20 protein-coding genes are annotated in these 26,187 nt (G+C 70.8%); 7 read left to right on the top strand and 13 right to left on the bottom strand.

Translation table 11 applies throughout. The features are described from left to right. Nucleotides 1-17 precede the first annotated feature (17 nt). The 5 genes from KYK13_RS07320 to KYK13_RS07300 all read right to left on the bottom strand — a co-directional run bounded on the left by KYK13_RS07320 (nt 18) and on the right by KYK13_RS07300 (nt 11,364). Entirely contained in the window at nt 18-4,100 is a 4,083-nt protein-coding gene (locus KYK13_RS07320) for a M4 family metallopeptidase (RefSeq protein WP_223643075.1), read from the bottom strand. 403 nt (nt 4,101-4,503) lie between these two features. Then, on the bottom strand, nt 4,504-5,682 hold the full coding sequence (locus KYK13_RS07315) for a lytic polysaccharide monooxygenase (RefSeq protein WP_223643073.1): 1,179 nt from the start codon (nt 5,680-5,682) through the stop codon (nt 4,504-4,506). 62 nt (nt 5,683-5,744) lie between these two features. Next, a complete protein-coding gene (locus tag KYK13_RS07310) occupies nt 5,745-7,172 on the bottom strand; it encodes a DUF1552 domain-containing protein (protein ID WP_223643071.1) in 1,428 nt (475 codons plus the stop codon). Further along, complete coding sequence (locus KYK13_RS07305) at nt 7,169-8,860, bottom strand: DUF1592 domain-containing protein (protein WP_223643069.1); 1,692 nt, start codon at nt 8,858-8,860, stop codon at nt 7,169-7,171. Before KYK13_RS07305 ends, KYK13_RS07310 begins: the two co-directional genes overlap by 4 nt. 134 nt (nt 8,861-8,994) lie before the next feature. After that, complete coding sequence (locus KYK13_RS07300) at nt 8,995-11,364, bottom strand: ATP-dependent helicase (RefSeq protein WP_223643067.1); 2,370 nt, start codon at nt 11,362-11,364, stop codon at nt 8,995-8,997. 93 nt (nt 11,365-11,457) lie between these two features. On the opposite strand from KYK13_RS07300, the gene KYK13_RS07295 reads away from it, so the two are divergent. The 4 genes from KYK13_RS07295 to KYK13_RS07280 all read left to right on the top strand — a co-directional run bounded on the left by KYK13_RS07295 (nt 11,458) and on the right by KYK13_RS07280 (nt 14,523). Then, nucleotides 11,458-11,928, top strand: a complete 471-nt coding sequence (locus KYK13_RS07295; RefSeq protein WP_223643065.1) for a PaaI family thioesterase — start codon at nt 11,458-11,460, stop codon at nt 11,926-11,928. A gap of 128 nt (nt 11,929-12,056) precedes the next feature. Continuing rightward, complete coding sequence (locus tag KYK13_RS07290; RefSeq protein WP_223643063.1) at nt 12,057-12,695, top strand: RNA polymerase sigma factor; 639 nt, start codon at nt 12,057-12,059, stop codon at nt 12,693-12,695. Continuing rightward, on the top strand, nt 12,692-13,228 hold the full coding sequence (locus KYK13_RS07285) for a zf-HC2 domain-containing protein (RefSeq protein ID WP_223643061.1): 537 nt from the start codon (nt 12,692-12,694) through the stop codon (nt 13,226-13,228). Before KYK13_RS07290 ends, KYK13_RS07285 begins: the two co-directional genes overlap by 4 nt. 11 nt (nt 13,229-13,239) lie before the next feature. Further along, on the top strand, nt 13,240-14,523 hold the full coding sequence (locus KYK13_RS07280; protein ID WP_223643059.1) for an AraC family transcriptional regulator: 1,284 nt from the start codon (nt 13,240-13,242) through the stop codon (nt 14,521-14,523). A 48-nt stretch (nt 14,524-14,571) separates the two neighbouring features. Here the strand turns inward: KYK13_RS07280 and KYK13_RS07275 are convergent, their stop codons facing one another. Together KYK13_RS07275 and KYK13_RS07270 are read right to left on the bottom strand one after the other, a co-directional pair. Then, on the bottom strand, nt 14,572-15,762 hold the full coding sequence (locus tag KYK13_RS07275) for a zf-HC2 domain-containing protein (RefSeq protein ID WP_223643057.1): 1,191 nt from the start codon (nt 15,760-15,762) through the stop codon (nt 14,572-14,574). 46 nt (nt 15,763-15,808) lie between these two features. Next, nucleotides 15,809-16,480: an RNA polymerase sigma factor gene (locus tag KYK13_RS07270; protein ID WP_223643055.1), complete on the bottom strand. Its 672-nt coding sequence runs from the start codon at nt 16,478-16,480 to the stop codon at nt 15,809-15,811. A gap of 487 nt (nt 16,481-16,967) precedes the next feature. On the opposite strand from KYK13_RS07270, the gene KYK13_RS07265 reads away from it, so the two are divergent. The 3 genes from KYK13_RS07265 (at nt 16,968) to KYK13_RS07255 (ending at nt 20,367) form a co-directional block, all read left to right on the top strand. After that, nucleotides 16,968-18,734 (top strand): VWA domain-containing protein, encoded by a 1,767-nt coding sequence (locus KYK13_RS07265; RefSeq protein WP_223643053.1) that lies wholly within the window; start codon nt 16,968-16,970, stop codon nt 18,732-18,734. A gap of 16 nt (nt 18,735-18,750) precedes the next feature. Then, nucleotides 18,751-19,875 (top strand): hypothetical protein, encoded by a 1,125-nt coding sequence (locus KYK13_RS07260; protein ID WP_223643051.1) that lies wholly within the window; start codon nt 18,751-18,753, stop codon nt 19,873-19,875. Nucleotides 19,876-19,938: 63 nt separating this feature from the next. Beyond that, nucleotides 19,939-20,367, top strand: coding sequence for a Mov34/MPN/PAD-1 family protein (locus KYK13_RS07255; RefSeq protein WP_223643049.1), 429 nt, complete (start codon nt 19,939-19,941; stop codon nt 20,365-20,367). Between the two features lie 9 nt (nt 20,368-20,376). On the opposite strand, the gene KYK13_RS07250 is transcribed toward KYK13_RS07255, so the two are convergent. The 6 genes from KYK13_RS07250 to nfi all read right to left on the bottom strand — a co-directional run bounded on the left by KYK13_RS07250 (nt 20,377) and on the right by nfi (nt 26,029). Then, complete coding sequence (locus tag KYK13_RS07250) at nt 20,377-21,546, bottom strand: metallophosphoesterase (RefSeq protein ID WP_223643047.1); 1,170 nt, start codon at nt 21,544-21,546, stop codon at nt 20,377-20,379. 12 nt (nt 21,547-21,558) lie between these two features. Beyond that, complete coding sequence (locus tag KYK13_RS07245) at nt 21,559-21,816, bottom strand: acyl-CoA-binding protein (protein WP_223643046.1); 258 nt, start codon at nt 21,814-21,816, stop codon at nt 21,559-21,561. Nucleotides 21,817-21,864: 48 nt separating this feature from the next. Next, nucleotides 21,865-22,380 carry a DUF2267 domain-containing protein gene (locus tag KYK13_RS07240; protein ID WP_223643044.1) on the bottom strand — a complete coding sequence of 172 codons (516 nt, stop codon included), beginning with the start codon at nt 22,378-22,380 and terminating at the stop codon, nt 21,865-21,867. 102 nt (nt 22,381-22,482) lie between these two features. Continuing rightward, nucleotides 22,483-24,831: a GMC family oxidoreductase N-terminal domain-containing protein gene (locus KYK13_RS07235; RefSeq protein ID WP_223643042.1), complete on the bottom strand. Its 2,349-nt coding sequence runs from the start codon at nt 24,829-24,831 to the stop codon at nt 22,483-22,485. Nucleotides 24,832-25,100: 269 nt separating this feature from the next. After that, nucleotides 25,101-25,316: a DUF2905 domain-containing protein gene (locus tag KYK13_RS07230; RefSeq protein ID WP_223643040.1), complete on the bottom strand. Its 216-nt coding sequence runs from the start codon at nt 25,314-25,316 to the stop codon at nt 25,101-25,103. Next, complete coding sequence (nfi, locus tag KYK13_RS07225) at nt 25,313-26,029, bottom strand: deoxyribonuclease V (protein ID WP_223643038.1); 717 nt, start codon at nt 26,027-26,029, stop codon at nt 25,313-25,315. Before nfi ends, KYK13_RS07230 begins: the two co-directional genes overlap by 4 nt. Nucleotides 26,030-26,187: the final 158 nt, after the last annotated feature.

Here is a 26,187-nt window from a genome sequence, read left to right as displayed (position 1 = left end):
CACGTTTTCATGGGGGATTACCGTCCGAACTGGCTGACGAAGAGGGTGATGTCGTTGTCGTCCACAGAGCCGGCCCCGTCGAGGTTCGTCACCTCGGAGCCGTTGGTGCCGTAGTCCTGCGCGAGCAGGCCCATGTCCTCTCCGTCCACGACGTTGTCGCCATTGATGTCGCCCGTGTAGACCTGGATGGCCGCCACGGCCTTCGCCGTCGGTACCACGACGCTCGCCGCGGACACGTGGCACAGGCCACGGGCCACCGGCGCGGTGTAGACGCCGTCCGCGCCGACGGTGCCGCAGACGCGGCCCTCCGCCACGGACCAGCTCACCGACGTGTTCACCACGTTCGCCACGTTCGCCTGCAGGGTGACGGAGCCACCCACCGGCACCGCGAGCCGCGCCACCGCGAACTCCACCGTGACGGGCAGGAGCGTGAAGGGGGTGGTCGCCTTGGACGAGTTGCCGTAGGCGTCGTACGCCACCGCCTCGAGCACGTGCTCCCCCGGCGCGAGCGGAATCGCGAACAGCGGCAGCGTGTACGGCGCGGACGAGACCCGGCCCTTCAGGGCGCCGTCCACGTAGAACTCCACGTACGTCACGCCCGTGTCGTCGGTGGCCTCGGCCCGCATCGTGTAGGTCTCATACAGGCCCTCCACGCTGGCGGTGATGTGCGGCGCGCCCTGGTCCTGGATGGTGGAGTTGCGCACCTCGAAGGTCACCGTGCGCTCCGTCGTGTTGCCCGCCCTGTCCGTGGCCGTCGCCTTGAACTCGTGCGGGCCGTTGGACAGGCTCTTCGTGTCGAACGCCTTCGCGTAGACGCCCGCGACGTCCGTGAACGAGACCACCGGGGTGCCGTCCACCTGGAACGCCAGGGTGGAGGTCCAGACGTTGTCGCTCACGGTGGCCTTGAGCTGCACCGTCCCGTAGCTGCCCTCGACCGCCGCGGTGAGCGCGGGGGGCTGGATGTCCGCCTGGGTCGAGGTGACCAGGTTGACGTCGTCGAGGAAGAACTGGACGTCTCCGTCCGGCAGCTGCATGGCCGCCATCTGGTCCACGTCGAAGAACAACTGCACCGTCTGGCCCTTGTACGCGGTCAGGTCGAAGCGGTGCTGGATGTACTCCGCGTTGGTGTCATCCGCGTTGGAGAGCGTCTTCAGCGTCGCCAGTTCGGTGCCGGCGGAGTCCCTCACCTTCGCGCTGAAGGTGTGGTGGGCCAGGCCGTCGGTGAAACCACCGTCGTAGATGCGCAGCCAGAAGCTGAAGATGGCCGAGGTCGAGGTCGCCGGGATGGCCACGGACTGGCGGACGGAGTGCCGCACCGGCCCGGAGGTCCAGAAGATGTAGAAGCGGCTGCCCGTGTGCGCGAAGGACGCGCTGCTGAAGATGCCCGTCGAGCCCGACACCGTCGTCGCGCTCGTCCAGCTCCCGGAGGTCTCGAAGCTGGGATTGAGCACGCGCTGGGTGGCGGTGGCGTCCACGTAGAACGTCACCACGGGAGAGTTCCCCACGTTGCCGCCCGCGTCCGTGGCCCGGGCGACGAGCGTGTGCGCGCCGCTCGTCAGCGTGGAGAGGTTGACGACCCGGGTGAACGACTTGACCGAGTTGCCCAGGGACACGCCGTCCACGAGGAACTCCACCGCGTTGACGAAGCCGTTGTCGGACACGTCCGCGAAGTAGCCCACGCGCGTGCCGGAGATGACCACGTTGGCCTTCACCCGGGGCGCCTCGGCGTCCGCCGTGCGGGTGACGCGCAGCGAGAAGTCATCCACCTGGAAGTTGGTGGCGAGCGAGGCGTTCTCGCTGCCTTCCAGGAAGATTCGCACCGTCTGGCCCGCGTAGGCCGTCAGGTCCACGCTCTGCTGCGCATAGCCCAGCGTCGCATCCAGGTTGGACCACGTCGCCACCGTCCCCAGCACCGTGCCCGAGGTGTCGCGCACCTGCAGCGTCAGCGTGTCGCGCACGGCGGTGGTCGTCGTCTCGGCGGTGGTGATGTTGAGGAAGAAGGTCAGCGCGGCCTTGGTGACGTCGGCGGGAAGGGTGACGTCCTGCCACAGCCGATCGATATGCGTCGTGCCATAGCCGTTGAGCCACGCGAAGCCCTGGCCGGTGCGCGGGCCGGACGAGACCGGGAAGTTGATGTTCGACGGGTCATCCGTCCAGCCCAGGGTGTTCTGTTCGAAGCCCGGGTTGATCAGGAGCTGATCGAAGCTGTTCGTGACGTTGAAGCTCGCCGGCGCGGACGCAGCGGAGTTGCCGGCCGCGTCGAACGCCACCGCCACCAGCGTGTGCGCGCCGTTGGACAGCGAGGTGGCATCCAGCGGGATCTGGAACGGCTGGGCGAGGACGTTCCCCGCCAGGGCGCCGTCGACGTAGAACTCCACGCGGGCCACGCCGACGTTGTCGTCGGCCTGCGCCTTCAGCTGGATGTCAGGCGCGCTGCCAGAGACGCTCGCGGCGACGGTGGGGGCCGTGCGGTCGTCGTACGTACCGGCGGTGTAGCCCACGTTGATGGCCGCGAAGGCGTTCTGCACCGCGCGGTACTCGTTGGACTGGGAGCCGAAGAGGTCCGCCGCGGCCTGGAGGGCGCTGGTGCGGGCCGACATGTAGTTGGACGACGGGAACAGGTAGGTGGTGAGCGCGCGGAACCAGATGGCCGCCGCCTTGTCGTTGCCGATGCCCCTCGCGCCCGCGGGCAGGTACCTGCTGGAGTAGTCGGTGCTGACCGACAGCGGCTGCACGCCCTGGGACAGGAAGTAGAAGGCGCGGTTCATCGGGCCGCTGCTGTAGTGCACGTCGACGTTGCCGATGCCGGGGTACCAGGCGTCCGGGCTCGCGCCGTCCAGCGACGGGCGGAACATGACGCGCAGCGGGAAGTCGCTGAGCTGCTCGGCCATGAGCCAGTTGCCGCCCGTGTCACCAATGGTGCTGCCGCGGCCGTTGGCCACCCAGAACTCCGTCAGGGTGCCGAAGATGTCCGAGTTGGCCTCGTTGAGGCCGCCGGACTCGCCGTCGTAGATGAGGCCGGCCGTGTGCGAGGTGACGCCGTGGGTCATCTCGTGGCCCGTCACGTCGAGCACGCCCATGGAGCGGAAGCCGCCTGCGGCCGGGAACGAGCCATCGCCGTAGCTCATGCAGAAGCAGCCGTCGCTCCAGAAGGCGTTGTTGTAGAGGTTGCTGGCGTGCACCCGGTTGTAGGTGGGCGAGCCGAAGCCGTCGATGCCGTCGCGGCCGAAGATCTTCTTGTAGAAGTCCCAGGTCGCCAGCAGGCCGAAGTGCGCGTCGACGGCGGCCGTCTGGCCGTTGGTGCTCAGGGTGTTGTTGGCACCGACGATGTAGTTCTGCCCATCGCCCCAGACATTGTCCGCGTCCGTGTAGAGGGTCAGCGTGGGAACGACGCCGTTCTGCACGGCGGCGTGGTTGACGTCGTAGGTCCGGATGCCCTCACCGCCGGCGCGCGTGACGTCGCGCAGCTCGAAGAGGCCCTGGGCGTTCTGGAAGACGTCCAACGAGACGTCACCGCTGTATTGCGAGTGGCCGAGGCCCTTGGCGGCGGCCGTCTGGAGCGAGTTCCACTTCTTCAGCACGTCGCCCGACCGCGCGTCGATGATGAAGTCCGTGTGCTTGACGCCGTCCTTCGCGTTCTCCAGCTCGGTGTGCACGTGGTACGCGAGCCGGTAGGCGACGACCTCCGTGTCGAAGTCCGCCGCGTTCTGCTGCGCGGCCGGCTTGCCGGGGTAGCGGTTCACGAGTCGCGTCTGGGGGTAGACGATGAGCTCGCTATTCGGCGCGACGGCGAACTCGCCCTTGGGCGCCAGTTCCTGGGTGGCCTTCGCCACCGCGGACTTCGCGTCCAGCGTGGGCGTCACGTCCAGACGGATGCCCTTGCGCAGGCCGTCGGTGGTGATGCGGATGTCCCCTGAGGACAGCCCCTGGTGGGTGATGGCCATGGCGCCCCACACGGGTACGCCCTGGTACGTCTGCGCGAAGCGCGCGTGCGTCTGGCCAAAGGAGTCCGTGCTGGAGCTGGACAGCTGGAAGTCGTCCCGCGACCCCAGCCCGAGCTTGAGGCTTTGCGCCTTGAGGTTTGCCAGGGATTCCGCCACACGCGCTGGCTCCCGGACCTGGAGTTGCAGCAGCGTGGACGGAGCAACAGGGCTGAGCTTCTCAGCCGCGAGGGATGTGCTCGCCGAGAGGAGACCGGCAAGGAGCAGAGGCCACTGGGGCCACGGCTTGGGCATGGAATTGACTCCACAGCGTTCAGGGGAACTCCCGCCGGCAGCACCCGTGGGGGCGTGCTGCCACCGGAAGGATCACGCTCATGGCGGAGGGTCCGGACAGCCTCAGACCTTTCCCCCCGTTCGTTCCATGATCAGCGTAATTGTCCGCCATTATACAGTGTCAAATTCCCAAGGAAATGGGGGGGGACCGTGAAAGGCATGAGCCGGCCACTGGAAATACAGGGCGTTGCGGCGGCTTCACGGTGGGTCCTGGATTACTCCGCCCGGCCTAGTTGGCGCGCTCCCACGCGTCCTGCCACGCGATGCCCGTGCCGGGCGCGTAGTACGACGCCGCACCGTTGCACCAGCCCGAGTACGGGAACGGCTTGCAGCGGTAGAGCAGCCCATCCGTGCCCTCCACCAGCGTGCCCGCAGTGTAGCTGTTGATGCCCGCCGGGTACTTGTCCTGCGCCGTGCCGCCGGTGCCTCCATCGTTGCCGCCACCGGTGGAGGGCTTCTCGATGTCCACCTGGAACGAGTCGCCCGTCTCCTTCGCGTACACGCGGTTGCCCAGCGCGTCCTGCACCGGCGTCACGATGCCATTTGATTGCAGCACGCCGACCTGCGCGCGGCGGGAGCTCGCGTTCACCTGCTGCGCCAGCCGGTAGATCCACGTGGCCGCGGGCGTCGCCGCGTCGAGCGTGAGCGGATACGACTCGGCGTCGCGGCCCGCGCTGTCGAAGAGACGGAACGTCACCTTGCTCGACCTGGGGAGCTCCTCACGCGCCTGCACCTGTCCCAACTCCTTCCACGCCGCCGGAGGGGGCGGCGTGTTGCTGAACTTCACGTCCGTGCAGGCGTAGAAGGCCTCCGGGCTGTCCGCGCGCTGCCAGATGGCGTAGATGACGTGCGAGCCCGTCCGAGCAGCCGGGAAGGGGCAGTCGAGGCGATAGCGGTTGTTCACCGCGGTCACGTGGGTGACGTTGCAGAAGGGCGTCGCCTCCAGGTCGGACCACTTCAGCGGCAGCGCCGGGTTGTAGCCCTCCTTCGTCACGAAGAGCTGGAAGTAGCCCGTGGCGTGCACCGCGGTGGCGTGGAAGACGAACTCGAAGCGGCCGTTGCTGTCCGGGGTGATCCACGTGGACGGCCAGTCCGCGCGCGCCAGGTCCAAGCCCTTGTGGCTCTCATTGGCGCCGCTGCACAGCTTGCCGTCGGGGATGATTTCGCGGTGGCGCCCGTTGGCGGCGCCCTGCCGGACGCCGTTCCAGTCATACAGGGCCTGCGTCCCACCGGCCTGCACCGCGGCCCGGCACGCGGCGGACTTGGGGTTCTCCGGCCCCTCCTTGAAACATCCATAGACGCGGCTCAGGGGGACTTCCATGGAGCCGTGCGCCGCCGCCGGACCGGCGGACAGCAGCGAGACGAACGCGAGCGACGCGGTGAAGGCCTTGCGGATTGCTGGGAACATCCCTTCCTCCTCTGTTCAGAAACAAAGGAGGAAGGGCGGCGTCGAATCGGGTCAACGGCGCATCAAGCCAGCAATTCCGTCAGCAGCCCCTTGGGCAGCGAGGGGTCACCGAAGTCATCCAGCGGGCCACCGGCCGCGTTCTTCAGGCCCACCGCGGCGCCAATCGTGTTGAGCATCTTGTTGAGGTTGGGGTTGCCGCTGCCGTTGGCCACCGTCACCGCCACGCCCTGCTTGAGGTAGCCGTTGCAGCTGCCCGCGAGGATGAAGGGGATGTTGTGCGCCGAGTGCGCCGGCCCGTTGCCCAGGTCGTTGAACCAGACGGACACGCCCTGGTCGACCAGCTTCTTGCCGTTCGGCAGGGCGTACGCCGCCAGCCGGTCCAGCAGGTAGTTGAAGGTCTGCGCGAACTGCGCGTCCACGCGCGAGTGCAGCACGTCCGACCCGGCGATGATGCCGCCCGACGCGTCATGCGACGCGCGACGGTGGGAGATGTAGTGGAAGTTCTCCATCAACTGCCCTGTCGTGGGGTCTCGGTAGCGCGTGGAGCTGTCGTTGCCGTTGCCCACCTGGATGGCCACCGAGCGCGTGGTGCCACACGCCACCGCCAGCACCGCGATGTCCATGTGGAGCCGCACCGTGGCCAACACCTTGTCGCCGTCCGTGCTGTTGTAGCCGGGCGCCTGCTGCTGGAGCCGCAGCTCCTCATCCGCGCGGGCGCGGCAGCTCAGCGCCACCTCCAGGTCGCGCACGTTGGACAGGTGCAGGTCCAGGCGCTGCCGGTCCGTGCTGCTCAGCTCCGGCCGCGACTGGAGCGCCTTCAGCTGGCCCGACACCAGGTCGTTGAGGCTCTTCTGGCGCACCAGCAGCTGCTCGCGCGCCTCCGGCGTGAGGCCTCCGGGGCCGCCCACCATGGTCTGGTAGGCCACCCACGGGTCATGCAGCGCGGCCCGGCGCGAGGCGCTGCCCCGGTGGGAGATGCACGGGCCGCCCAGCCACCCGCCGGCCTGCCCCGCGTAGAGGTAGAGCGAGTCGCGCTTCTGCGGGTTCAGCTCGCGGCCGATGCGGTGATCCAGCGACTCGCCGGACGCCTCGGAGTCGCCGCCCACGCCCTCCACGGCGGGGCCGCGCGCGGTGAGCGCCTGCAGCGCGCCACGGGCGTGGCCGTCCCCGTAGTTGTAGTCCTTCATGTTGACGTTGCGCACCACCAGCAGGCGCGCGCGGTGGTCCGCCAGCTCCACCAGCGACTTGCCCGCGAGCGTCGTGGTGGTGAGGTTGCCCAGCGGCTCCGGCCAGAAGCGCTCCGGCTCGTTGCCCAGCTCGGAGGTGTTCTGCGCGGCGGCCACACCATCCGCCTGGCGCAGGAAGATGGCGAAGGGCAGCGCGTCCGCCTCCGCCGCCTGGGCCTTCCGAGGCAACAGCCCCTCCAGCACCGGCAGCCCCAGCACCACGCCACCCAGGCCCTGCAACACGCGTCGACGGCTCAGTTTCACGGCAGCTCCTCCGGGTGGCGATTCACGAAGCCCACGCCCGTCACGACCTCGACGACCAGGTCCACGATGGACAACTGCCCGGCCTGTGACAGCCTGCCCAACCGCGCCACCAGCGCGTCGTCCTCCGCCGCCGCGGGGCGTCCGCTCAGGAACTCCACCCAGTGGCGCGCGTAGCACTCGTGCACCGCCTGCGAGCTCGCGAGCACGTCCGCCAGGTCCAGCGCGTCCTTCACCGACACCTTCTGCCCACCGATGCCCGGCGACGACGACGCGTCCACCGGGTGCCCGTTGTCCGTGGTGCGGTAGCCACCCACGGCGTCGAAGTTCTCGAAGGGGAAGCCCAGCGGATTGATGAGCGTCGCGTGGCAGGACGCGCACACCGTTCCGGGCGCCTCCGTGTGCGACGTCACCACCTCGCGGTTGGTGCGGCCGTTGGGCGCGGGCAGCGCGGGGATGTTGGCTGGCGGCGCGCCAATCTTCTGGCACAGCAGGTGCTCCGACAGGAACACGCCCCGGTGGATGGGGTCCGGGTCGATGGACGTCGCGTGCGATGCCAGGAAGCCCACCTGCGTGAGCACGCCCCGGCGCTGCGCCCCGTCCAGCGTCACCGGCACGAAGTCCGCGGTGAACGTCCCGGTGAGGCCGTAGATGCGCGCCAGCTCGTCGTTGACGAAGGTGTCGCGCGACGTGAGCAGGTCCGTGAAGCGCCCCTTGCGCCCGAAGACGACGTCCTGCACGAAGAGCGCGTTCTCCTTCGCCGCGGACTCCGCCAGCTTCGCGGTGACGTTGGGGAAGCGCGTGGCGTTGGGCCGGATGCTCGCGTAGCGGGGCACGTCGAAGACGGCCTGGTGGTACGCGTTCACCACGTCGCGCGCCCGGGGGTCCGCCATCATCCGGCGCGCCTCCGCGGCCACGCCCTCGCGCTTCGCGAGCAGGCCCTCGCGCGCGGCGGCGAACAGCGCGTCGTCCGGCATGGAGTTCCACAGCGCGTAGCTCAACCGCGACGCCACCTCGAAGCCATCCAGCGGCACCTTCCCGTCCGCCGCCTGCGTGCTGCGCTCCACGCGGTAGAGGAACAGGGGCGACTGGAGGAAGCCCTCCAGCACCAGCCGCAGGCCGCCCTGGAACGCGGCCATCGCCGGGTACGCCTGCGGGCCCTGGCGGTACAGCTTCAGGTACGTCTCCACCTCGTCCGCGGTCAGCGGGCGCCGGAGGGCGCGCAGGCCAAAGGACTCCACGAACGCCTTCGCGCGCGCTTCATCCGTGGTGGCGCCGGCGGGCAGCAGCTTGCCCAGCTTCGTCGCGTCCGCGGCCACCTGCCCGGCCAGGTCCGCCGCGGCGCGCTGGTAGGCGCTCCACAGCGCCTCATCCACCGACAGCGCGCGGGCGTCGTTGTCGAAGAGGAAGCCGCTCTGGGACGGGTCCGCGCGGAACGACTGCGCCAGCGCCGTGGGCGCCGCGTCCAGCCTGAGCAGGTCCTTCACGCTGCTCACCCACTGCGCATGCGTCAGCCGGGCGACGCGCGTCGAACGCGCCGCCTGCTCCACGCCAGGAGGAGGATTGGCCGTCCCGCCAGGGCCCGGATTGCGCGGGTTCGCCGCGTCGGCAATCTGGCCCTCGCAGGCGCTCAGAAGACTCAAGGAGCCCGCGAGCAGCGCGGAAGTCCACCATCGTTGACGTAGCGCCATGGGGGGAAGCGCCTCCGTTCGTTGGCGCTCATCCCAATTGGGAAATCCCCGGAAGTCAATCCGCACCCTGGCCGGGCAGGCAGCGTGTCACACGCCTGCTGGAAACCGCTGCCCCCACCGGATCCGCTCGTCGCCTAGCCGGGGATGAGGAAGCGCGCGATGACGCGCTTGAGGCCCACGCTGCCGCCGAACTCCACGGTGACCTTGGCGTTGGGGCCGGACCCCTCCGCGGCGACGATTCGGCCCATGCCGAACTGTTCATGCCGCACGCGCATGCCGCGCACGTCGCCGCCCACGCCGTCCATGTCGGACGAGGCCTGCGAGTAGCTGCGGTCCACGCGCGGGCCTGTCTCGTCGTCGTCCCAGTTGCGGCGGCGCTGCGGCATGGCGGCGGCGCGCGGCGGAGGCGGCAGGTCGTTCTCCTTGAAGCCGAACAGCGCCTGCGGCACGTCCGCGAGGAAGCGGCTGGGTGCGTTGTACTTGAGCTCGCCGAAGAGGGAGCGGCACTGCGCCAGGCTCACGAAGAGCCGCTTGCGCGCGCGGGTGAAGCCCACGTAGCAGAGCCGCCGCTCCTCGGCCATCTCCTCGCCGTCGGGCTCGTCGCTCTTGAGCGCCCGCGAGTGCGGGAAGACGCCCTCCTCCAGGCCGGTGAGGAACACGGCGTCGAACTCCAGGCCCTTGGCCGCGTGGAGCGTCATCAGCGCCACGCGCCCCTCGCTCACCTCCGCGTCCGCCTCGCCCACCAGGCTGATCTGCTCCAGGAAGGCCTGCAGCGGAGGGATGTCCGCGGTGAGCGGCGCGGAGTCCACGCCCTCCGGCGCCTCCTCCTCGCGCTCCTCGGCCGCCTGCGCGGAGGCCACCATGTCGGACGCGCGCTTCAGGTCGAACTCCTGCGCCGCGCCCAACAGTTCCTTCAGGTTCTCCGCGCGGGTGAGCGCCTCGTCGCTGCCTTCCGCGACGAGCGTCTCCACGAGCTTCGTCTCCTTCAGCATCTGGTCCACCGCGCCCGCCGCGTCCTTCGCCGTGAGGGAGAAGGCGTGCAGCGACTGGAGCAGTTGGTGGAAGCCGCCCAGCCGCTTCTGCGCGGTGGCGTTGAGGCTGGGGATGCGGTGGCGCTCGCCCAGGGCCTCGTAGAGGCTCAGGCCCTGCTCGTTCGCGAAGTCCGTCAGCCGCTCCTCGGTGGTATCGCCGATGCCGCGCGCCGGCACGTTGAGCACGCGCAACAGGTCCGCGTCGGAGCGGGGGTTCACCATCAGCCGCAGATACGCGGAAGCGTCGCGCACCTCCGCGCGGTCATAGAAGCTGCGCCCGCTCACCAGCGTGTACGGCACGCGCGCCAGCCGGAGCGCCTCCTCCAGCACGCGGCTCTGCGCGTTGGTCCGGTAGAAGACCGCCATGCTGGAGAACTTGATGAAGCCCTCGCGCTGGAGGGCCAGGATGCGCCGGGCCACCTCCTGCGCCTCCGCGCGCTCGTCGCGGTGTAGGAGCAGCTCCAGGTTCTCTCCCTTGGGCCGCTCGCTCCAGAGCTTCTTCGCCATGCGGCGCGTGTTCTTGGAGATGACCTCGTGCGCGGCGGTGAGGATGTTCTGGTCGGAGCGGTAGTTCTGCTCCAGCTTCACCACCTTCGCGCCGGGGTACTGCCGGGGGAAGTTGAGGATGTTGTCCACGTCCGCGCCGCGCCAGCGGTAGATGGACTGGTCGTCGTCACCCACCACCACCAGGTTCGCGGACGGCGGCGGCGCAAGCTGGCGCAGGAGCGCGTACTGCACGGGGTTGGTGTCCTGGAACTCATCCACCAGCACGTGCGTGAAGCGCGTGCGGTAGCGCTCCAGCACGTCCGGCCGGTCGCGGAAGAGCTTCACCAACAACAGCAGCAGGTCTCCGAAGTCCACCGCGTTCGCCGCGCGCAACAGCTTCTGGTAGCCCGCGTACACGCGCTTGACGATCTGCCCGCGGATGTCCTCCTGCTCCACGCGCATGTCCTCTGGCAGGCGCGCGGCGTTCTTCTCCTGGTCGATGCGGTGGAGGATTTCGCGCGGCTGCATCACCGGCTCCACGCCGGTGTCGCGCATGGCGCGCTTCACCAGGTTGAGCTGATCGCCGTCGTCGTAGATGACGAAGGACTTCGTCAGGCCCACGGACTCCGCCTCACGGCGAAGAATCATGGCCGCGGCCGAGTGGAACGTGCTCACCACCAGGTCGTTCGCCTGCGCGCCCAACAGCTGGGTGAGGCGCTCGCGCATCTCGCGCGCGGCCTTGTTGGTGAAGGTGACGGCCAGGATGCGCCACGGGAAGACGCGGCGGACCTTCACCAGATGGGCCACACGGCGGGTGATGACGCGCGTCTTGCCGCTGCCGGCGCCCGACAGCACGAGCAGGGGGCCGTCGCCATGGAGCACGGCTTCCGCCTGGGGCGGGTTGAGGTCTTCGAGGAGGGCGGTTTCGTGGGCGTTCACGGGGGTTTCCACCAGGGGGAGAACCCCGTCTTCTAACGTCTTTCGCATGTGGGTGCCGGGTCTTCCGCCAACCCTGGCGCCCGCCGGGCCGTCCGCTCCCGGGACGGGCAGGAGCGTGGGTTATAAGAGGCGTCACCTGCCATGTCCGACACCCCGTCCCGACCCTCCCAGGAAAAGCTCGACCGCTTCGCGGAGCTCTTCAACCAGAGCCTCACCCTGCGCCACTTCGGCGCCAGGATGTCCTTCCCCGAAGGACGCATGGTGGTGGTGGAGCTGCCGGAGGTGCAGCCCCAGCACCGGGGCGGCCTGGGCGCCTCCGCCGTCAACGGCGGCGTGCTCTCCGCCCTCTTCGACTTCGCCATCGGCTGCACCCCGGCGCTCCGGGACCCCACCCGCCGCTGCGCCACGGTCCAGCTGTCCATGAGCTTCGAGCGCCCCGCCACCGGCAACCACCTCCGCGTGGAGGCCGTCATCGACAACGGCGGCCCGTCCACCGTCTTCGCCTCCGCCAGGCTGATGGACGCTGAAGGCCGCGTCTGCGCCCGCTGCCAGGGCGTGGTGCGCGTCTCCAGTCAGCCCTGGGCCTCCGGCGAGAGCCCCGCCACGAACTGACATTTCCCCACCCCGGGCCCCCATTGCCCATTCCCGTCGATATGTCCGGCCAGGAGGCGCGTTTCCCCGGAAGCCCGGGGCTGGAACGCGCTCCGGTGGACGAGCGCGGCTCGCAACGGGAAGACGGCATGGATGCAGCCGTTCAGGGCTTGGGGATGACGACCCTCCAGTCACGGCAGGACTCGAGCAGGGCCGCCCGGCCCGTGGCGCCGGACGAGGAGGCCCTGTCCCGGCGCGCGCTGTCCGGGGAGCGGGCCGCGTGGGACGCGCTCATCGCGCGGCACCAGCGCCGGGTGGTCGTGTCGCTGCTCGCGCGGGGCCTGCGGGTGGACCGGGCCCAGGAGCTGGCGCAGGAGACATGGGCGCGCCTCATCCAGCAGCAGCAGCGGGGCCTGCTCACCGAGCTGCGCCTGCCAGCGCTCGCGCTCGCCCAGGCGGCGTTCCTCGCGTCGGATGATGCCCGGCGCACGCGGCGCGAGTCGGTGGATGGCACGGTGGAGGAGCTGACGGAGCGGCAGCACCCGGTGGACCCCGCCGAGTCCGCGGAGAAGCGCCTGTTGTCGGAGGAGCAGCTCACCCGGGCCCGGAGCGCGCTGGAGCAGGTGTCGCCAGGCGCGCGCAACGTCTTCCTCCTGGCCTGTGACGGCCAGGGGCTTCCCCATGCCGAGGTCGCCTCCCGCGTCGGGCTGTCCGTCCAGCGCGTGCGACAGATTGTGTGCGAGGTCCGCAAGAAGCTGCGCGCCGCGCTCGAAGAGGAAAAGCCATGAAGCCGCTCACGCCCCACCTCACCCGCGACCGCACGGAGCAGTACCTGCTGGGCGCGCTGCCGCCCGAAGCCGCGGCGGAGCTCGAGGCCCACACGCTCACGTGCGAAGCGTGCGCGCGGCTGCTCCAGGAGGAGGCCCTGCTGGAGGAGCAGTTGTACGAGGTCGCCGCCTCCATGCCGCACGACACGGTCGTGGTGCGCCCCGCGCGCTGGCACCGTCCGGCAGCCGCTGCCGCGGCGCTGGTCGCGGTTGCGGCCTCCGTGTTCCTGCTGCTGCGTCCGGGTCGGGAAGCGAGTTCCCCGTCCGTGACGCCCGTGGAAGCGCCAACCGTCGCGGCTCAGGAGGCGGAGGAGGTGCCCCGGGACATCGTGGTCGCGTGCCCGGACCTGGCCACGCAGGAGCACTGCCTCCGGTCCGCGAATGCGCGCGGGCTGCTCGTGTATCACCCCGGTGGACAAGGCGAGGTCCCCCGCTACGACGCGTCCAGCGGCCTGACACGGGCGGCGCTGAGCTCGCGGCCGGCCGCCCTGTGAGGACATCCGTGATGGCACTCCGACACCGCATCCCCGGCCTGCTCTTCGTGCTCTGCGCTACCCTCGCGGCGGCCCAGCCGTCCCCGTCCGGTGCTTCAGCGCTGACGTCGGGCGCGGCGTCCGTCTCCGCGTCCTCGGCTCAGCCGGGCGCTGCGACGCCGTCTCCCGCCGCATCCGGCGGCATGCCCGCGGCGCAGGACACCTCGCGGCCGAAGCTGCCGCAGGGTTGGTACGTCACGGAGAGCGCGCCCCAGCACTACGAAGCCGGCGTGGATGAATCCTCGCCGTGCGAAGGCACGCGCAGCGCCTTCCTGCGCTCGCGCACGCAGGCCACGGACAGCTTCGGCACCTTCATGCAGGCCTTCAGCGCGCAGGACTTCCGGGGCAAGCGCCTGCGCTTCTCCGCGGCCGTGCGCCACCAGGACGTGAAGGGCTGGGCGGGGCTGTGGATGCGCGTGGAGGGCTCGGACCCCAAGCAGCCGCTCGCCTTCGACAACATGCAGTCGCGCGCCCTGGTGGGCACCCGCGGCTGCAAGCGCTACGACGTGGTGCTGGACGTGCCGCAAGAGGCCACCACCATCATGGCCGGCCTCATCATGAGCGGCACCGGCCAGGCGTGGCTCGGCGGCGTACGCTTCGAGACGGTGGACGCGTCCGTGAAGACCACGGACCTGCTCACCGCGCCGCAGCCCCTGCCCTCCGGCCCCCAGGGTCTGGAGGACGACCCCAAGCCCAAGGCGAACACACCGCTGGGCAGGGTCGGCACCGCCTGGTTCGACGCGCAGCACGTGCAGACGGCGACGCCGCTCGTGCGAGGCAAGGGCCCCTCGTGGAAGGGCGGGTTCGGTGACGAGCTCTTCGAGCACGGCATCGAGGTGAACGGAACCTACGAGCTGCGCGACCTTTCGGTGAAGGTGCGCGCCGGAGGCCCCGCCACCCTCATCGAGGGCACCTGGGGCGGAGAGCCCCTGCTCATCCGGCTCGCGGCGGACTCCCTCCGCATCCGCTGGGGCACCGACGACCAGCACTTCGACCGGGACCTGGGCGCTTCCACGCCGAAGGGCTGCAACGCGTACCGGCAGACCCAGGGGCGCTTCGAACAGCAGGTGTTGATGGTGTGCGGCGTGGCGCTCGCCACCCGGCCGCCGCTCACACAGCTCGTGGCGGCGTTCCTGTCCGGCGGCGTGCGGGCCGGCGCCTCGCGGGGCCCCCTCCCACTGCCCCGCTCGCCGGTGCGCTCGCCCCAGCCGTACGACTCCTCTGGCCGGGACGAGCCTCCCTCCCAGATGCAGTGAGCGGGAGCGGAGGCGGAAGGATCCCCCTTCCGCCGCTCCGCGCTTCACTCAGAAGGCGAAGTCGCGCTCCAGCGTCTCCTGCCCGGCCTGCACCGTGAGGTGGGCCGAGTGCGCGCCGGTGGCCAGCGCCGTGGACAGGTCGAAGGACAACCCCTCCGGTCCCTGCGTCGGCTTGAGCGACGGGCGTCCAGGCGACAGGAAGACGGCGGCCGTCACCGGCCGCGCGCCCAGGGGCTGCACCAGGAGCCTCAACCGCTGACGCTCGCGCACCAGCACCACGCGGAAATCGCGCCGCTCCTCCAGCACCTCGCGGTGCTCCGGGAGGCGGGCCGCGCCGGGGCGCCGGGCCACGTCCGCGCGCGAGTCGCGCGCCGCGCGCGGGGCCTGCACCCCGTCCTCTTCCAACTCCAGCGCTTCCTCGATGGCGGCGTCGCCCTCTTCCAGCGCCAGCACGGCCTGCGCGCAATCAGCGCAGCTGGCGGTGTGGGCCTCCACGCGGTCGCGCTCCTCGAGGCTCATCTCGCCCGAGTCCAGCCGCCACAGCTCGTCGTCCGTGAGGTGGCGGCGAGGGGGCGTGTCCACCACCGCGGTGTCCATCCGGTCCGCGCGGCAGCTGGCGCAGTCCTTCAGGTGCTTCGGGTCCTTCATGGGGCGGCCCGTCCAGGACGCCACCAGGTCATCACAGCCGGCCCGCGCGGAGAACCACCAGGCGCCGGGGCGCTCCACGGGGTCCAGCAGGTCGCGCTCGGCGCGGCGCTCGGTGTTGAGCGGGATGAACCAGCGCGCCCTCGGGCGCAGCGCGGTGTCCAGGTGCCCCAGCGCCCCGAGGAAGCGCTCGCGGGCGGCGCCCGCATCTCCGTCCAACGGGCCCTTCAACATCTCCCAGGTGATGAGCGCGCGGGCGGCCGAGGCGGCCCGGTCCCGGGCGGCCAGCCCTTCCAGCGCGGAGGCGCGCCACAGCTCCGACTCCTCACCCTCCTCACCCAGCGCCACCTCCATCGACTCCTCGGCGGCGCGAAGGAGCACCGGCTGGAGCGCCTGCGGTTTCTGCTGGGCCAGCCAGGCCTCCACTTCGGGGCGGCCCAGGCCCTTCAAGGCCTCCTCCACCCCGTCGGTGCCGAGCCGGTCCGAGCGGCGCAGCACATCCCCCACCACCTCCAACAACTCACCCACCTCGAGGGGGCCCGCACCCAGGCGCGCGAACCGGGCCTGGTAGCGGGACAGCGCATCACTCTTCATCGCGACATCCCGGGCAGGGCGGAGGACGGCATGCCCCCGCGCGGCATCACGACTGGTCCTCCGGCAGTCCGTCCCGCTGCAACTCCAGCAGGTACAAACGCAGGTATGCCTGTGCGCGACTGACGCGCTTGTACGAGTTCACCACGCTGATGTTCAGACGGCGTGCGCATTCCTCGTGATCCTCCACGTCCTCGTGGTGATAGAGCTCCCATGCGGAAGCCTCCTTGGGGTGCTCCTGCTGGAGCCTGGCGTAGGCGGCCCAGTACAGTTCCTGCGCCTCGGCGCGCTCCTCGCGACGCCGTGCGCCCTCCACCGCCCGGGCCACTTCGGACGGGGTCTCTTCCATCACGTCGTCGGGTGAGGCCGGCGCGGGCGCCAGCTCCTCCCGGTGCCGCCGGTAGAAGTCGATGGCGACGTGCTTGACGATGCGCAGGAAGAACGTCTTGGGAGACGCGCTCCTGCCCGGCATCTGCTCGGACACGCCCCGGAACTGATCCAGGCCCCGGTCGAGGAACTTCCCCACCGCGTCCTGGAAGAGCTCGTCGGCGTCCGCCGGCGAACCCCGTCCGTAGCTGCCCTGGATCCTGCTGATGACGTAGCGGGCCGGGCGCGCCCACCGCGCGCACAAGGCCCCCAGCGGGGTCCCGACGGCCTCGCCCGTGGCTCGGCGCCGCGTCACCTCCGCGAACAATTCCTCATCCGTGAGCTGCTCGTACACCGGAAGACCCTGGAGGCTGTCCCGGGAGGTCCTCGTCCCGAGAGGTTGGGTTACGGGGATGTGGCGCGGCAAATTAACACGTTGCATCCGCGAACAGCCTCCGACTGGTTACAGGACCTCCGACGCCCTCCCCCAGCGCTTCCTGACGCGCTTTCTTCCGGCGCCACGCATGACGCGGTGGGTCTTCTCCAAAGACGCAGGGGCAGGCCCGTAAGGTCCCGGAAAAAGGCCCGGAAAGTGCGCCGTCAGGGTTCCGGCCGAGGTGCCGTCCAGGGGCGCATCGCTTTCGAGCGCCCGGCCGAAGAGGCCCTACACGCCGTGGTTCGACTCCACCTCTCCGCTCACAAGGCGGGGGGACCGCCGGCGGTCCGGCACTGAATTCTGGATTCAGCCTTCCGGCTTCCTCACTCGGGCGCTCACTTTTTCCCTCCCACCCCAGGCAGCCCTTCCGGGCATGCCTCTGCGTCCCGAAAGGGGGACGACCGCCATGAGCACTCGCACGCAGACGACCCTTCCGGAGACGCAGCGGGGACCAGCCGAGCGGCTGCTCGACGTGGTGCTCGGCGGCGCTGCCCACCTGTGGCACCACCGCCCCGGCCTGGACGTGAACGGCACCTGGGTGCCCGCCGCCAGAGCGGACGCGAAAGTGCGGACGCTCGGCCGCAAGGTCGCGCCGGGCCTGTTCGTGCCCGCCGCGGTGAAGCTGTACGGACAGCTGCTGGAGCTCTACCGCCTGAACCCGGCGCTGATGGCGCACTTCGCGTCGTACGCGCTGACGCAGACGGACTGGCGCGACCTGAAGGTGGCCACCTGCGCGCTGATGCTGGTGCAGGAGCACGCGGGCCAGCCCGTGCGCGACGGCCAGGGCACCATCGCCTTCCACGACGACGACTATCGCGCCATCGGCGAGGCCATGGTGTTGCACTACGTGCGCCGCTCCACGCGGATGCTCACGCCCAAGGCCGTGCTGCGCGTGGCGGAGCTGCTGGAGACGCCGGAGATCGCGCGCCTCAACCGCGCCGCGGGCTTCGGAGACCCTGCGTCGCGCAAGCCGCCCCTGGGCCGCTGGAAGCGCGTGGCGCAGAAGTGGCTGGCCGCGCGTGAGGCGAACCTGCCCATGCTCCAGGGCCTGGTGAAGGCGGGCTACAAGGAGACGCTGAAGAAGCTGGCGCGCAAGGCGGGCTACAAGCCCCAGTCACAGGGCTTCTTCGAGGTGCTCGGCTGGAAGCAGAAGCAGGCGGGCGGCGGCCACCGGCAGGTGGGGCTGCAGGGGCTCACGCTGGTGAAGCGCGAGCGCTTCGACGGCCTCTCCGAGGCGGAGATCTGCGAGTGGATTGAACTGGAGCGGCTCTCCTACAAGGAGGTCGTGGGCCGGCTGCCGAAGGACGTGGGCCTCACGCCCGCCATCCTGGCCACGCTGCTGCCGTCGTTGTCGGACCGCGACCTGCGGCTGATGACGCCCACGCTGGAGGAGCTGGGCCTGCTGCAGGAGCCGTCCGTGAAGGCGCGCTGGGAGCGGGCGGTGGCGAGCGCCACGGATCAGCGCGCGCTGAACATCGCGAAGAACGTCCGGAGCGAGGACGTGCGTCGCAAGCTTGAGGAGGCGAGCGACAACGCCGTGAAGAAGGCGGTGGCGGAGGCGACGGCGGAGACGGACGTGCGGGTGATGTTCCTCATCGACAAGTCGGGCTCCATGGAGGGCGCCATCGAGCAGTCCAAGGAGGCGCTGTCGCGCATCCTCGCGGGCTTCCCGATGAACAAGCTCCATGTGGCGGCGTTCGACACCATGGGCACGGTGCTCCAGCCCAAGGCGGCGAACCGCACGGCGGTGCAGCACATGCTGTCCGGGCTGCAGGCGTGCGGCGGCACGGTGCACGCGGCCGGCATCCACGCGCTGCACCGCTCCGGCGTGCGCATCCCAGCGGAGGCGAAGCTGGTGGTGATGGTGGTGGGTGACGAGGCGGGCGAGGCGGGCGACCAGTTCGCCAGGGCCTTCCACGCGTGTGGCTACAGCGTGGCGGCCATGGCGTTGCTGGTGAGCGTGGCGAGTGCGGGAGCGCGCGGCAGCACGGTGCGCTCGTGCGCGAAGCAGCTGGGCGTGCCCTTCAGCGAGGTGAACGTGCTGCAGTTCGCGGACCCCTACCAGGTGCCGCGCGTGCTCCAGGCGATGATGGACGCCCCGCGCGAGGCGGGCGCCAGCCAGTCCGGCTGGGTAGACCGGGTGATGAGCACGCCCCTGCTCAAGGTGGCGTGAAGCAGGAGGCAGGGGCGTGGATTACCGGAAGCTGCTCGGAAAGGTGGAGTCGGCGGTGCTGCCGTATTTCGGCGGCGGGACCGTGGATGCACCTTCACGCCGCCTGCGCGTCCCCCAGCCCGTCGCCCCGGGCTGGTGGCGTTTCGAGGTGAAGGGCCGCGAGGCCACCGCGCGCGAACCGGCGTCTCCGGAAGGACTGGAGGCGCTGCCGCGCGTGCGGGGCCATCTCTGGGGGACGCGGCTGGTGCGAGACGGCGCGGTGGCGGAGCCGCTGGCGTTGATGCCGGACGAGGAGCCGCCGCGCCTGTCACCGGTGACCGCGCGCCGCTGGCATGACGGCACGCTGCTCTTCGAGGGCGTGGAGTTTGAAGGTGACGCGGAGGAGACGGCACGCCGCGCGCTGGAGGAGGACCGCCCGCTGGGGGACGCGCGCGGCGTCGGTGCATCGCTGCGCGCGGCGTTCGGCTTTGCAGTGTTGGAGGCGGCGTCGCGCGGCACGGGCATCCCGTTCGCGCCCGTGGAGGCCCGTGCTCGCGTGCTCGACGTGGCGCAAGAGGGCCGCGCGGAGGCCGAGCGCTGCCTGCGCGCGCTGGCGGAGGAGCGGGTGCGCTTTCTCCGGATGCAGGTGGAGCGGGAGGCCCGGCGCGAAGCGGAGGCACGTGCGTGGACGGACCGAGACCACGGGACGGAAGCGGTCTGGCGGGACGCGGAGGGACGTGAGGTCGCCCGGCCGCTGCCAGGGCGCGAGCGCGCACAACGGGAGTCCCTCCACCGCGAGGAGGCTCGCGTGTGGGACGCGCACGCTTCATCCCGGACGTCGGGTGCGTGGAACGGCCGGGAGCCCACGCGCCAGGAGCGCTGGCGAGCGGAGTCCGACGTCGGCGCGCGGATGGAGCGCGCGCTCGAAAAGGCCGGCGCGCGGCTGTTGGGCCACCGCCGGCTGGGGGACGGCCTGCTGGAGGTCATCTACACGTTCATGGGCGAGCGCTTCGTCACGGTGGTGGAGGCCGCGACGCTGCGCGTGCGCGACGCGGGCGTCTGCCTGGCGGGCGCGGATGCCCGGGTCACGCTGGAGAGCCTGCCGTCCGTGCTCAGGGAAGCCATCGACACGGACGCGCTGGTCATCACCCGGCACGCCTGAAGCCCGCGTGTCCGACCGGACCCGTCCCGCACGTCGATCCAGGCATTCGGGAGGACGAACGGAATGTCGACGACGCGCGAAGTGTGTCTGCTCATCGGACCGGGGGACCGGGTGCTGTGGGGGGATTCGTTCGATCATCCCCTGGCGCTTCCAGACTCCCGAGCCCGGTGGGAAGCCATCTGGAGCCTGAGGGCTCTGCTGGTGGAGATCACCCACAGCCATCCGGAAGGTCCCCTGGCCTTCTCGCAGGAGGACGAGACGACCATGGCCGCGCTCCAGACCGCGCTGGGCCGCCCGCTGCGCTTCTCCGTGGTGGCCCCCGACGGCATGGTGGTCCGCATGGGCGGCGAGGACGTGCTGGTGCACGACGAGCCCGTGTGGGCCGCGCCGCTGCGCATCGCCTCGGGGCTGCTGTACGGACGCCCCCGGCCCGGGCCGACCATCCTCCAGGAGGACGGCCTGCTCCTGGACAGCGCCCACCGCAAACCGTGAGCCGCTTCTTCAGCCCGGCAGCAGGATGATGCGGGCGATCTCCGGCGGCGCGGCGACGCGCATGGGCGGCCCCACGAAGCCGCACCCGCGGCTGACATAGATTTGCGAGTTGCCCCGCTGGCTCAGGCCGGCGTCCGTCTCTCCCCAGACCATGTGCGCCATCACGTTGCCCGGGAACATCTGCCCGCCGTGCGTGTGCCCTGAAATCTGGAGCCCCACGCCCCGCTGGGCCACCACCTCGAAGTTGGAGGGCTGGTGCGCCAGCAGCACCGAAGCGCGGTCCGGCTTGAACCCCTGCATCGCCGCATCCAGGTCGTAACCGGCCTCGCCGAAGCGGCTCGCGCTCCAGTCATCCACGCCCAGCAGGTCGAAGGACGCGCCCACGTCACCAATGGACACCCTGCGGTTGCGCAGCACGGTGATGCCCAGCCCCCGCACGAACTCCGTCCACGCCTCCACCCCGGAGTAGTAGTCGTGGTTGCCGGTGACGAAGTACGCGCCGTGCCGGGCCTTGAGCGCGCCGAAGCCGGCCGCGTAGCGCCCCAGCTCCGGCACCGTGCCATCCACCAGGTCGCCCGTCACCGCGATGAGGTCCGGCTTGAGCGCGTTGGTGCGCGCCACCAGCTCGTCCACGAAGCGGCGTTGCAAGATGCCGCCCAGGTGGATGTCCGTGAGCTGCACCAGCGTGAAGCCCTCCAGTGCCTTGGGCAAGCCGGGCAGCCGCACCGGGATGTCCCGCACGTCCGGCGGATGAAACGCGCGCCAGGTGCCGTAGGTGCTCACCGCCGCGCCCGCCACGGTGGCGCCCGCCGCCAGCCCGCGCGAGAGGAAGGCCCGCCGCTCCGGCGACGGCGGCGCCGGAGGCTTGCGCACCTTCGCGAGCACGCCCCGTCCCACGTCCAGCACCAGGGTGAACATGAGCATGTAGAGCACCAGCCCCATCCAGATCAGGAGCACGATGCTCGTGCCCCAGGCGGCCTCGGAGGCGAACCTTCCTCCCACGGCCCGGGCGCCCAGCGAGCCCACCAGCCCCCCGGCGAAGAGCGCCATCCCCGCGCGGCGCAGCCCCCTGCTCGCCGTCACGTCACGCACCAGGCGGCGGTACAGGTAGACGTGCGCCAGCGCGAGCAGCGCGGTGACCGGCACGAGGAACAACATCATCCGGAGCCAGTGGGACATGAAGGGCCGTTTCTACCCGCGCAGGAGCCGCTCCACGAGCGCCACGTACTGCTGCTTCGCGGCGTCCTTCGCCAGCCCCTTGCGGCCGGCCCACGCGTCGTACTTGGCGCGGCCCTTGATATCGAGCATGCCGGGGCGCTTGCCCTGCACATCGCCTTCCGTGCCCTGCTTGTAGAGGGAGTACAGCTCCAACAGCGTGTCGTTCGAGGGAGCCTTGGTCAGCGTCTTCACCCGGGTCTGGGCAGCGCTGAAGTCATCATCGAGGGCCATGTTGCGCGGTCTCCGGCAAGCGTGCGCCGGAGACCTTAACAGCCCCCTTCACATCGTCGGCAGCCAAAGGTGGCGGATGTCCGGCGGCAATTGGGCGCTCACGTCCTCTGCTTCGCCTTCGCTGATCTGATGGCGGACGGCGTCCATCACCGCGCGCACCACCGGCTCCACCGCGTCCGGGTGCAGGGCCAGGTCCTCCCCCACGAGCTTCAGGAGCTCGTCGCGGCCGAACTTCGACGGACGCGGGTCGGTGTCGTGGCGCTCACAGCGGTGCAGGAGCTCCGTGAGCCTGCGCGGCAGCTGCGCCTCCAGGTCCTGGGACTCCTCCGCCTGGATGCGCTGCTCCAGGCCGCAGAGGACGGAGACGGCCGCCTGCTGGGCGACGCTCGGGGACATGCCGCCCCGTTCGCAGAGGTGGTCAATGAAACGGGCATACGTCTGACTGGCCCGCATCGCACTGCGCCGCGCACGCCGCTCCTCGATGGACAGCTCGCGCCGCTCCTCCGCATGCTCCTCGTCCTGGGGTGCGCCCGAGCGGCGCTGCGGATCACGGTCTTCAGCCATGGGGGTCCTCCCTGTCGGTCCCGGTGGTTGACAGGGTGACCATGCTCGCCCCGGAGGGCACGTCACCGCGGACCGCCGCGCTGTCCGCCGGCTGGCTGACTGCTAGGCGGCCACGCGCCGGACGTAGGTGTCCCAGAGCGCGCCGAAGAAGAAGCCGCCGAAGCGAGCCAACGCCTCCGCCCGCTGCTTGCCGTCCCGGGCGTTGAGCACGCGCAGGGTGGTGAGCTGGCGCGCGAACTCCTCCGCCGTCAGCCGCAGGAAGCCCCGGCCGATGCACGGCGCCTCCGGTCCGCTTCCCCGGTGCAGGGACACGAACAGCGTCGTGGTGTCCTTCCACAGGTCCAGGCCCGGGTCGTCGTAGAGGTCCTTGTAGCCCTCCAGGTAGTACGCCTCTCCGGACTCCGTGAGCAGGTGCAGCAGGTACTCCATGCGCTGGCCTCCCGGGCGCGCGTGCTCGCGGGTCATCAGGCGCAGCTCACCTCGAGTCACCACCAGCGGGCGGGACGACAGCACCGGGGCCGTCACCGTGCCCATCAGCTTCAACGCGTGCCGTTCGTCGCGCAGCGTCGCGTCCAGGTCCTCCGCCGTCACGGTGAGCACGAAGCGCAGGGGCGTGGCGTCGTCGCGCTCCGGGTCGCCGGCCTCCAGGTGCGGAGCCTTCACGTCGCCGGACACGAAGCCGTGCATCGTCTCCGTGAAGCGGACGCCCACGGGCCCGGGGGCCTGGGGCGCGGCGGCCTCCGGCAACGGCGCGTAGTCGATGGTCCACCCGTGACGCCGCGCCATCAGGACGCAGGCGCGCTCGGCGACGGCGGAGATGGTGAGCAGCGGGTTGATGCCCAGCGAGCGAGGCACCACGGAGCCGTCGGACACGTACAGGCCCTCGTGCACCGCGTGGCCGGACGCGCCGGAGAAGACGCGCCCTTCGTGGTCCACCACGCCGTCCTCCGCCCGTTCGGCCATGACACAGCCGCCCAGCGGATGCGTGCAGAGCAGCTCCTTGCCAAAGGCTTCCGACCAGAGCGGGTAGCGCACGAAGGTGCCGCCCAGCGCGGCGGTGGCCCGGCGCAGGCGCTCCTCGATGCGCGTGAGCTGCGGGTCGCGTCCGGCGTCCGGCCAGTGCAGGCGCACGCGATCGTTCTCCAGCCGCAGCTCACCCTTGCCCTCGTCGTGGGACATCACCATCAGCGTCTGCGTGTGCTCCACCGCGCCGTGGTCCGGGCCGCGCACGAAGCTGTCCGCCTGGCGCAGCCGCTCCTGGACCCAGTCCAGGATGCCCTCGTCGGTGTCCTCGCCCACCAGCGCCGCGGCCCCCGCGAGCGCCGCGGGCATCAAGGACGCGAGCGCGCCGGGGATGGCGCCCTCCTCGATGATCATCCCCTCGTCCAGCCGGGCGGTGTCGCGCTGGTCGATGACGCCCGCGATGCAGGGGCCCACCGGGTCGCGCTTCTCGTGGTCCTGCTCGCCATGGCCCACGCCGTGGACGCGCATGTCCAGGTTGTAGCCGAAGGCCAGCACGTCGCCGTTGCTGCTGAAGCGGTGGCCCAGCTTCGAGGAGACGGACAGCCCCAGTTCGCGCGAGCGCAGCAGGATTTCAGCGGTGCCCATGGTGCCGGCCGCCAGGACGACCCGGTCCGCGGTGAGCCAGGCATCGGGCGCGTCGAAGCGCTCGCGGCCGGTGTGAAGGGGGCGGTAGTAGACGCGCCACTTCGCGCCGTCCGGCACCACCGCGCGCACCGAGACCTCGGTGAAGATGCGGGCGCCGTGCGCGCGCGCGTCTGGCAGGTAGTTCATCAGCACGGTGTTCTTCGCGCCGGTGTTGCAGCCCGTGGCGCAGTCACCGCACAGCGAGCACCCCGGCTGCCGCACGCCCGCGGCGTTGACGCCCGCCTCGAACGTCACCGCCACCGGCGGCCGCGTCAGCCGTCCTCCCAGCTTCTCCGCGGAGATGCCGAACGTCTTGAGCTTCTGCAGGGGCGGATGGTCCTCCGGATACGGCAGGGGCCGCAGCATCAGCTCCGCGTGCGTGAAGCCGTCCTCCAGGAGGCCGTGCACGTCGGCGCGAAGGGCCGCCGGCCAGCGAGGGTCCTCGAACACGCGAGGGTCTGGCCGCATCGTCACGCCGGCGTTGATGAGCGACGTGCCGCCCAGGCCGCAGCCGTCGATGACGGACACGTCGCCGTTGCGGTGCACCTCGATGAGCCCGGTGGGGCTGCCCACGTCCAGGTCGCCCTGGCCCGGGGCGCAGTGGAGCTGGAACTCGGCCAGCGCCTGTGCGGGCGTGCGCGGCATCTCTCCCGGGTGCATCTCCCGGCCGCGCTCCAGCACGCACACCTGCTGTCCCGCGCGCGACAGCCGGCTGGCCGTGATGCCTCCGCCATAGCCCGACCCCACGACGACCACGGGGTAGTGGGATGCCAGCTCACTCAACGGGGATGACAGCCTGCGCATGCGCACTCCTGGCGGCTCGACCGCCGCCCTCTTCCAGATGCCGCCTTTTTATTCCCCACCGCTGACACCGGGACGGCGGGCCGCATGCTGCGCGGTCCAACGCCGCGGATCCACTCTCCGGCTGTCCCCCGTCCGCCGCCTGTCCTTGAGGACAGGCCCCCATCTGAACGGCCGGACAGCAGGCAGCCCACCTGTCCAGTCGGCTCTCCGCCGGTCAGACGCGCAGGGCGTCCTTTCTTGAGGGGAAATCCGCCGGGGCGTCCAAAGGCCTACAGGAAGCGGCGCAGCACCCACGCCCCCAGGCTGAGCAGGACGGAGATGAGGAACATGGACGCCAGCGGTGCATAGATGCGCGTGTTGCCGCTCTCCACGCGGATGTCCCCGGGCAGGCGTCCGAACCAGGCGAAGGCGCCGATCCACACCAGCAGGCCCACGACGACGAGCCCCAGGCCCGCCACCACCAGCATCAATCCCACGGGTTTCATCCGGGACGGCCCTCCTCCAGCTCCGAGGCCTCGCCCCCCGCGCGGCGGAAGGCATTCACCAGCCGGTGCGCGTGGCGCGTCGTCTCCGGTTCGCGGTAGCGAGGGCTGGCCTTCAACACCCACTCCACGGCGGTGTCCAGGTCCATGCGGTGGCCAGGGGAGACGTAGACGGGGCTGACACCCGCGCGGGTGCGGACGGCCATGCCCACCACCTCGCCCTTGTGGGTGATGGGGGACGTGGCGCCCCGCCGCTCCGTGAGCTTCCCGGGCGTGCCCACCAGCAGCGACTTGGCGCACCCGATGGACGGGATGTCGAACAGCAGCCCGCCGTGGCAGGCGATGCCCAGCCGGCGAGGGTGCGCGGTGCCCTGGCCATCGAAGACGAGCACGTCGGGGCGGACGGTGAGCTTCGCCCAGACGGCGGCCAGCACCGGCAGTTCGCGGAAGGATAGCAGGCCGGGGACATAGGGGAACGTCAGCGTCGCCGTGGCCACGGCGCGGGCCACCGGCTGGAGCGTCCGAGCGTCGAGCACCACCATGCCGCCATAGCCCGTGTCGTTGCCCTTCTCCGTGGAGATGTCCGCGCCCGCCAGCCGGGTAACGCTCAGTCCCGGCGGCGGTTCGAGGATGAGCTGGTCGCGCAGGCGCTTCTGAAGCGCCACGGCCTCCGTGGGCGTCACGATCCAGGTGTGCGGTGCTCGCGGTGACTCCATGCGGCTCCTCCCGTGAGCCCAACACTGTGCATCGTGTGGCCGGAAAGTGACCGCCGCGCCCCTCCCCCTCGTCCAGGAGGTGACGGACATAGCGGCCTGCCTGACGGGCCGGGTTGTCAGGAAGCGCCGGGGGGTGTCGTCCCGGGCCAGGGTTTCTC

Origin of the sequence: Corallococcus sp. EGB (assembly GCF_019968905.1) — a bacterium.
Classification (GTDB): domain Bacteria; phylum Myxococcota; class Myxococcia; order Myxococcales; family Myxococcaceae; genus Corallococcus.
Note: the sequence above shows the minus strand (reverse complement) of the source record. Positions and strands in the feature narration are given on the sequence as shown.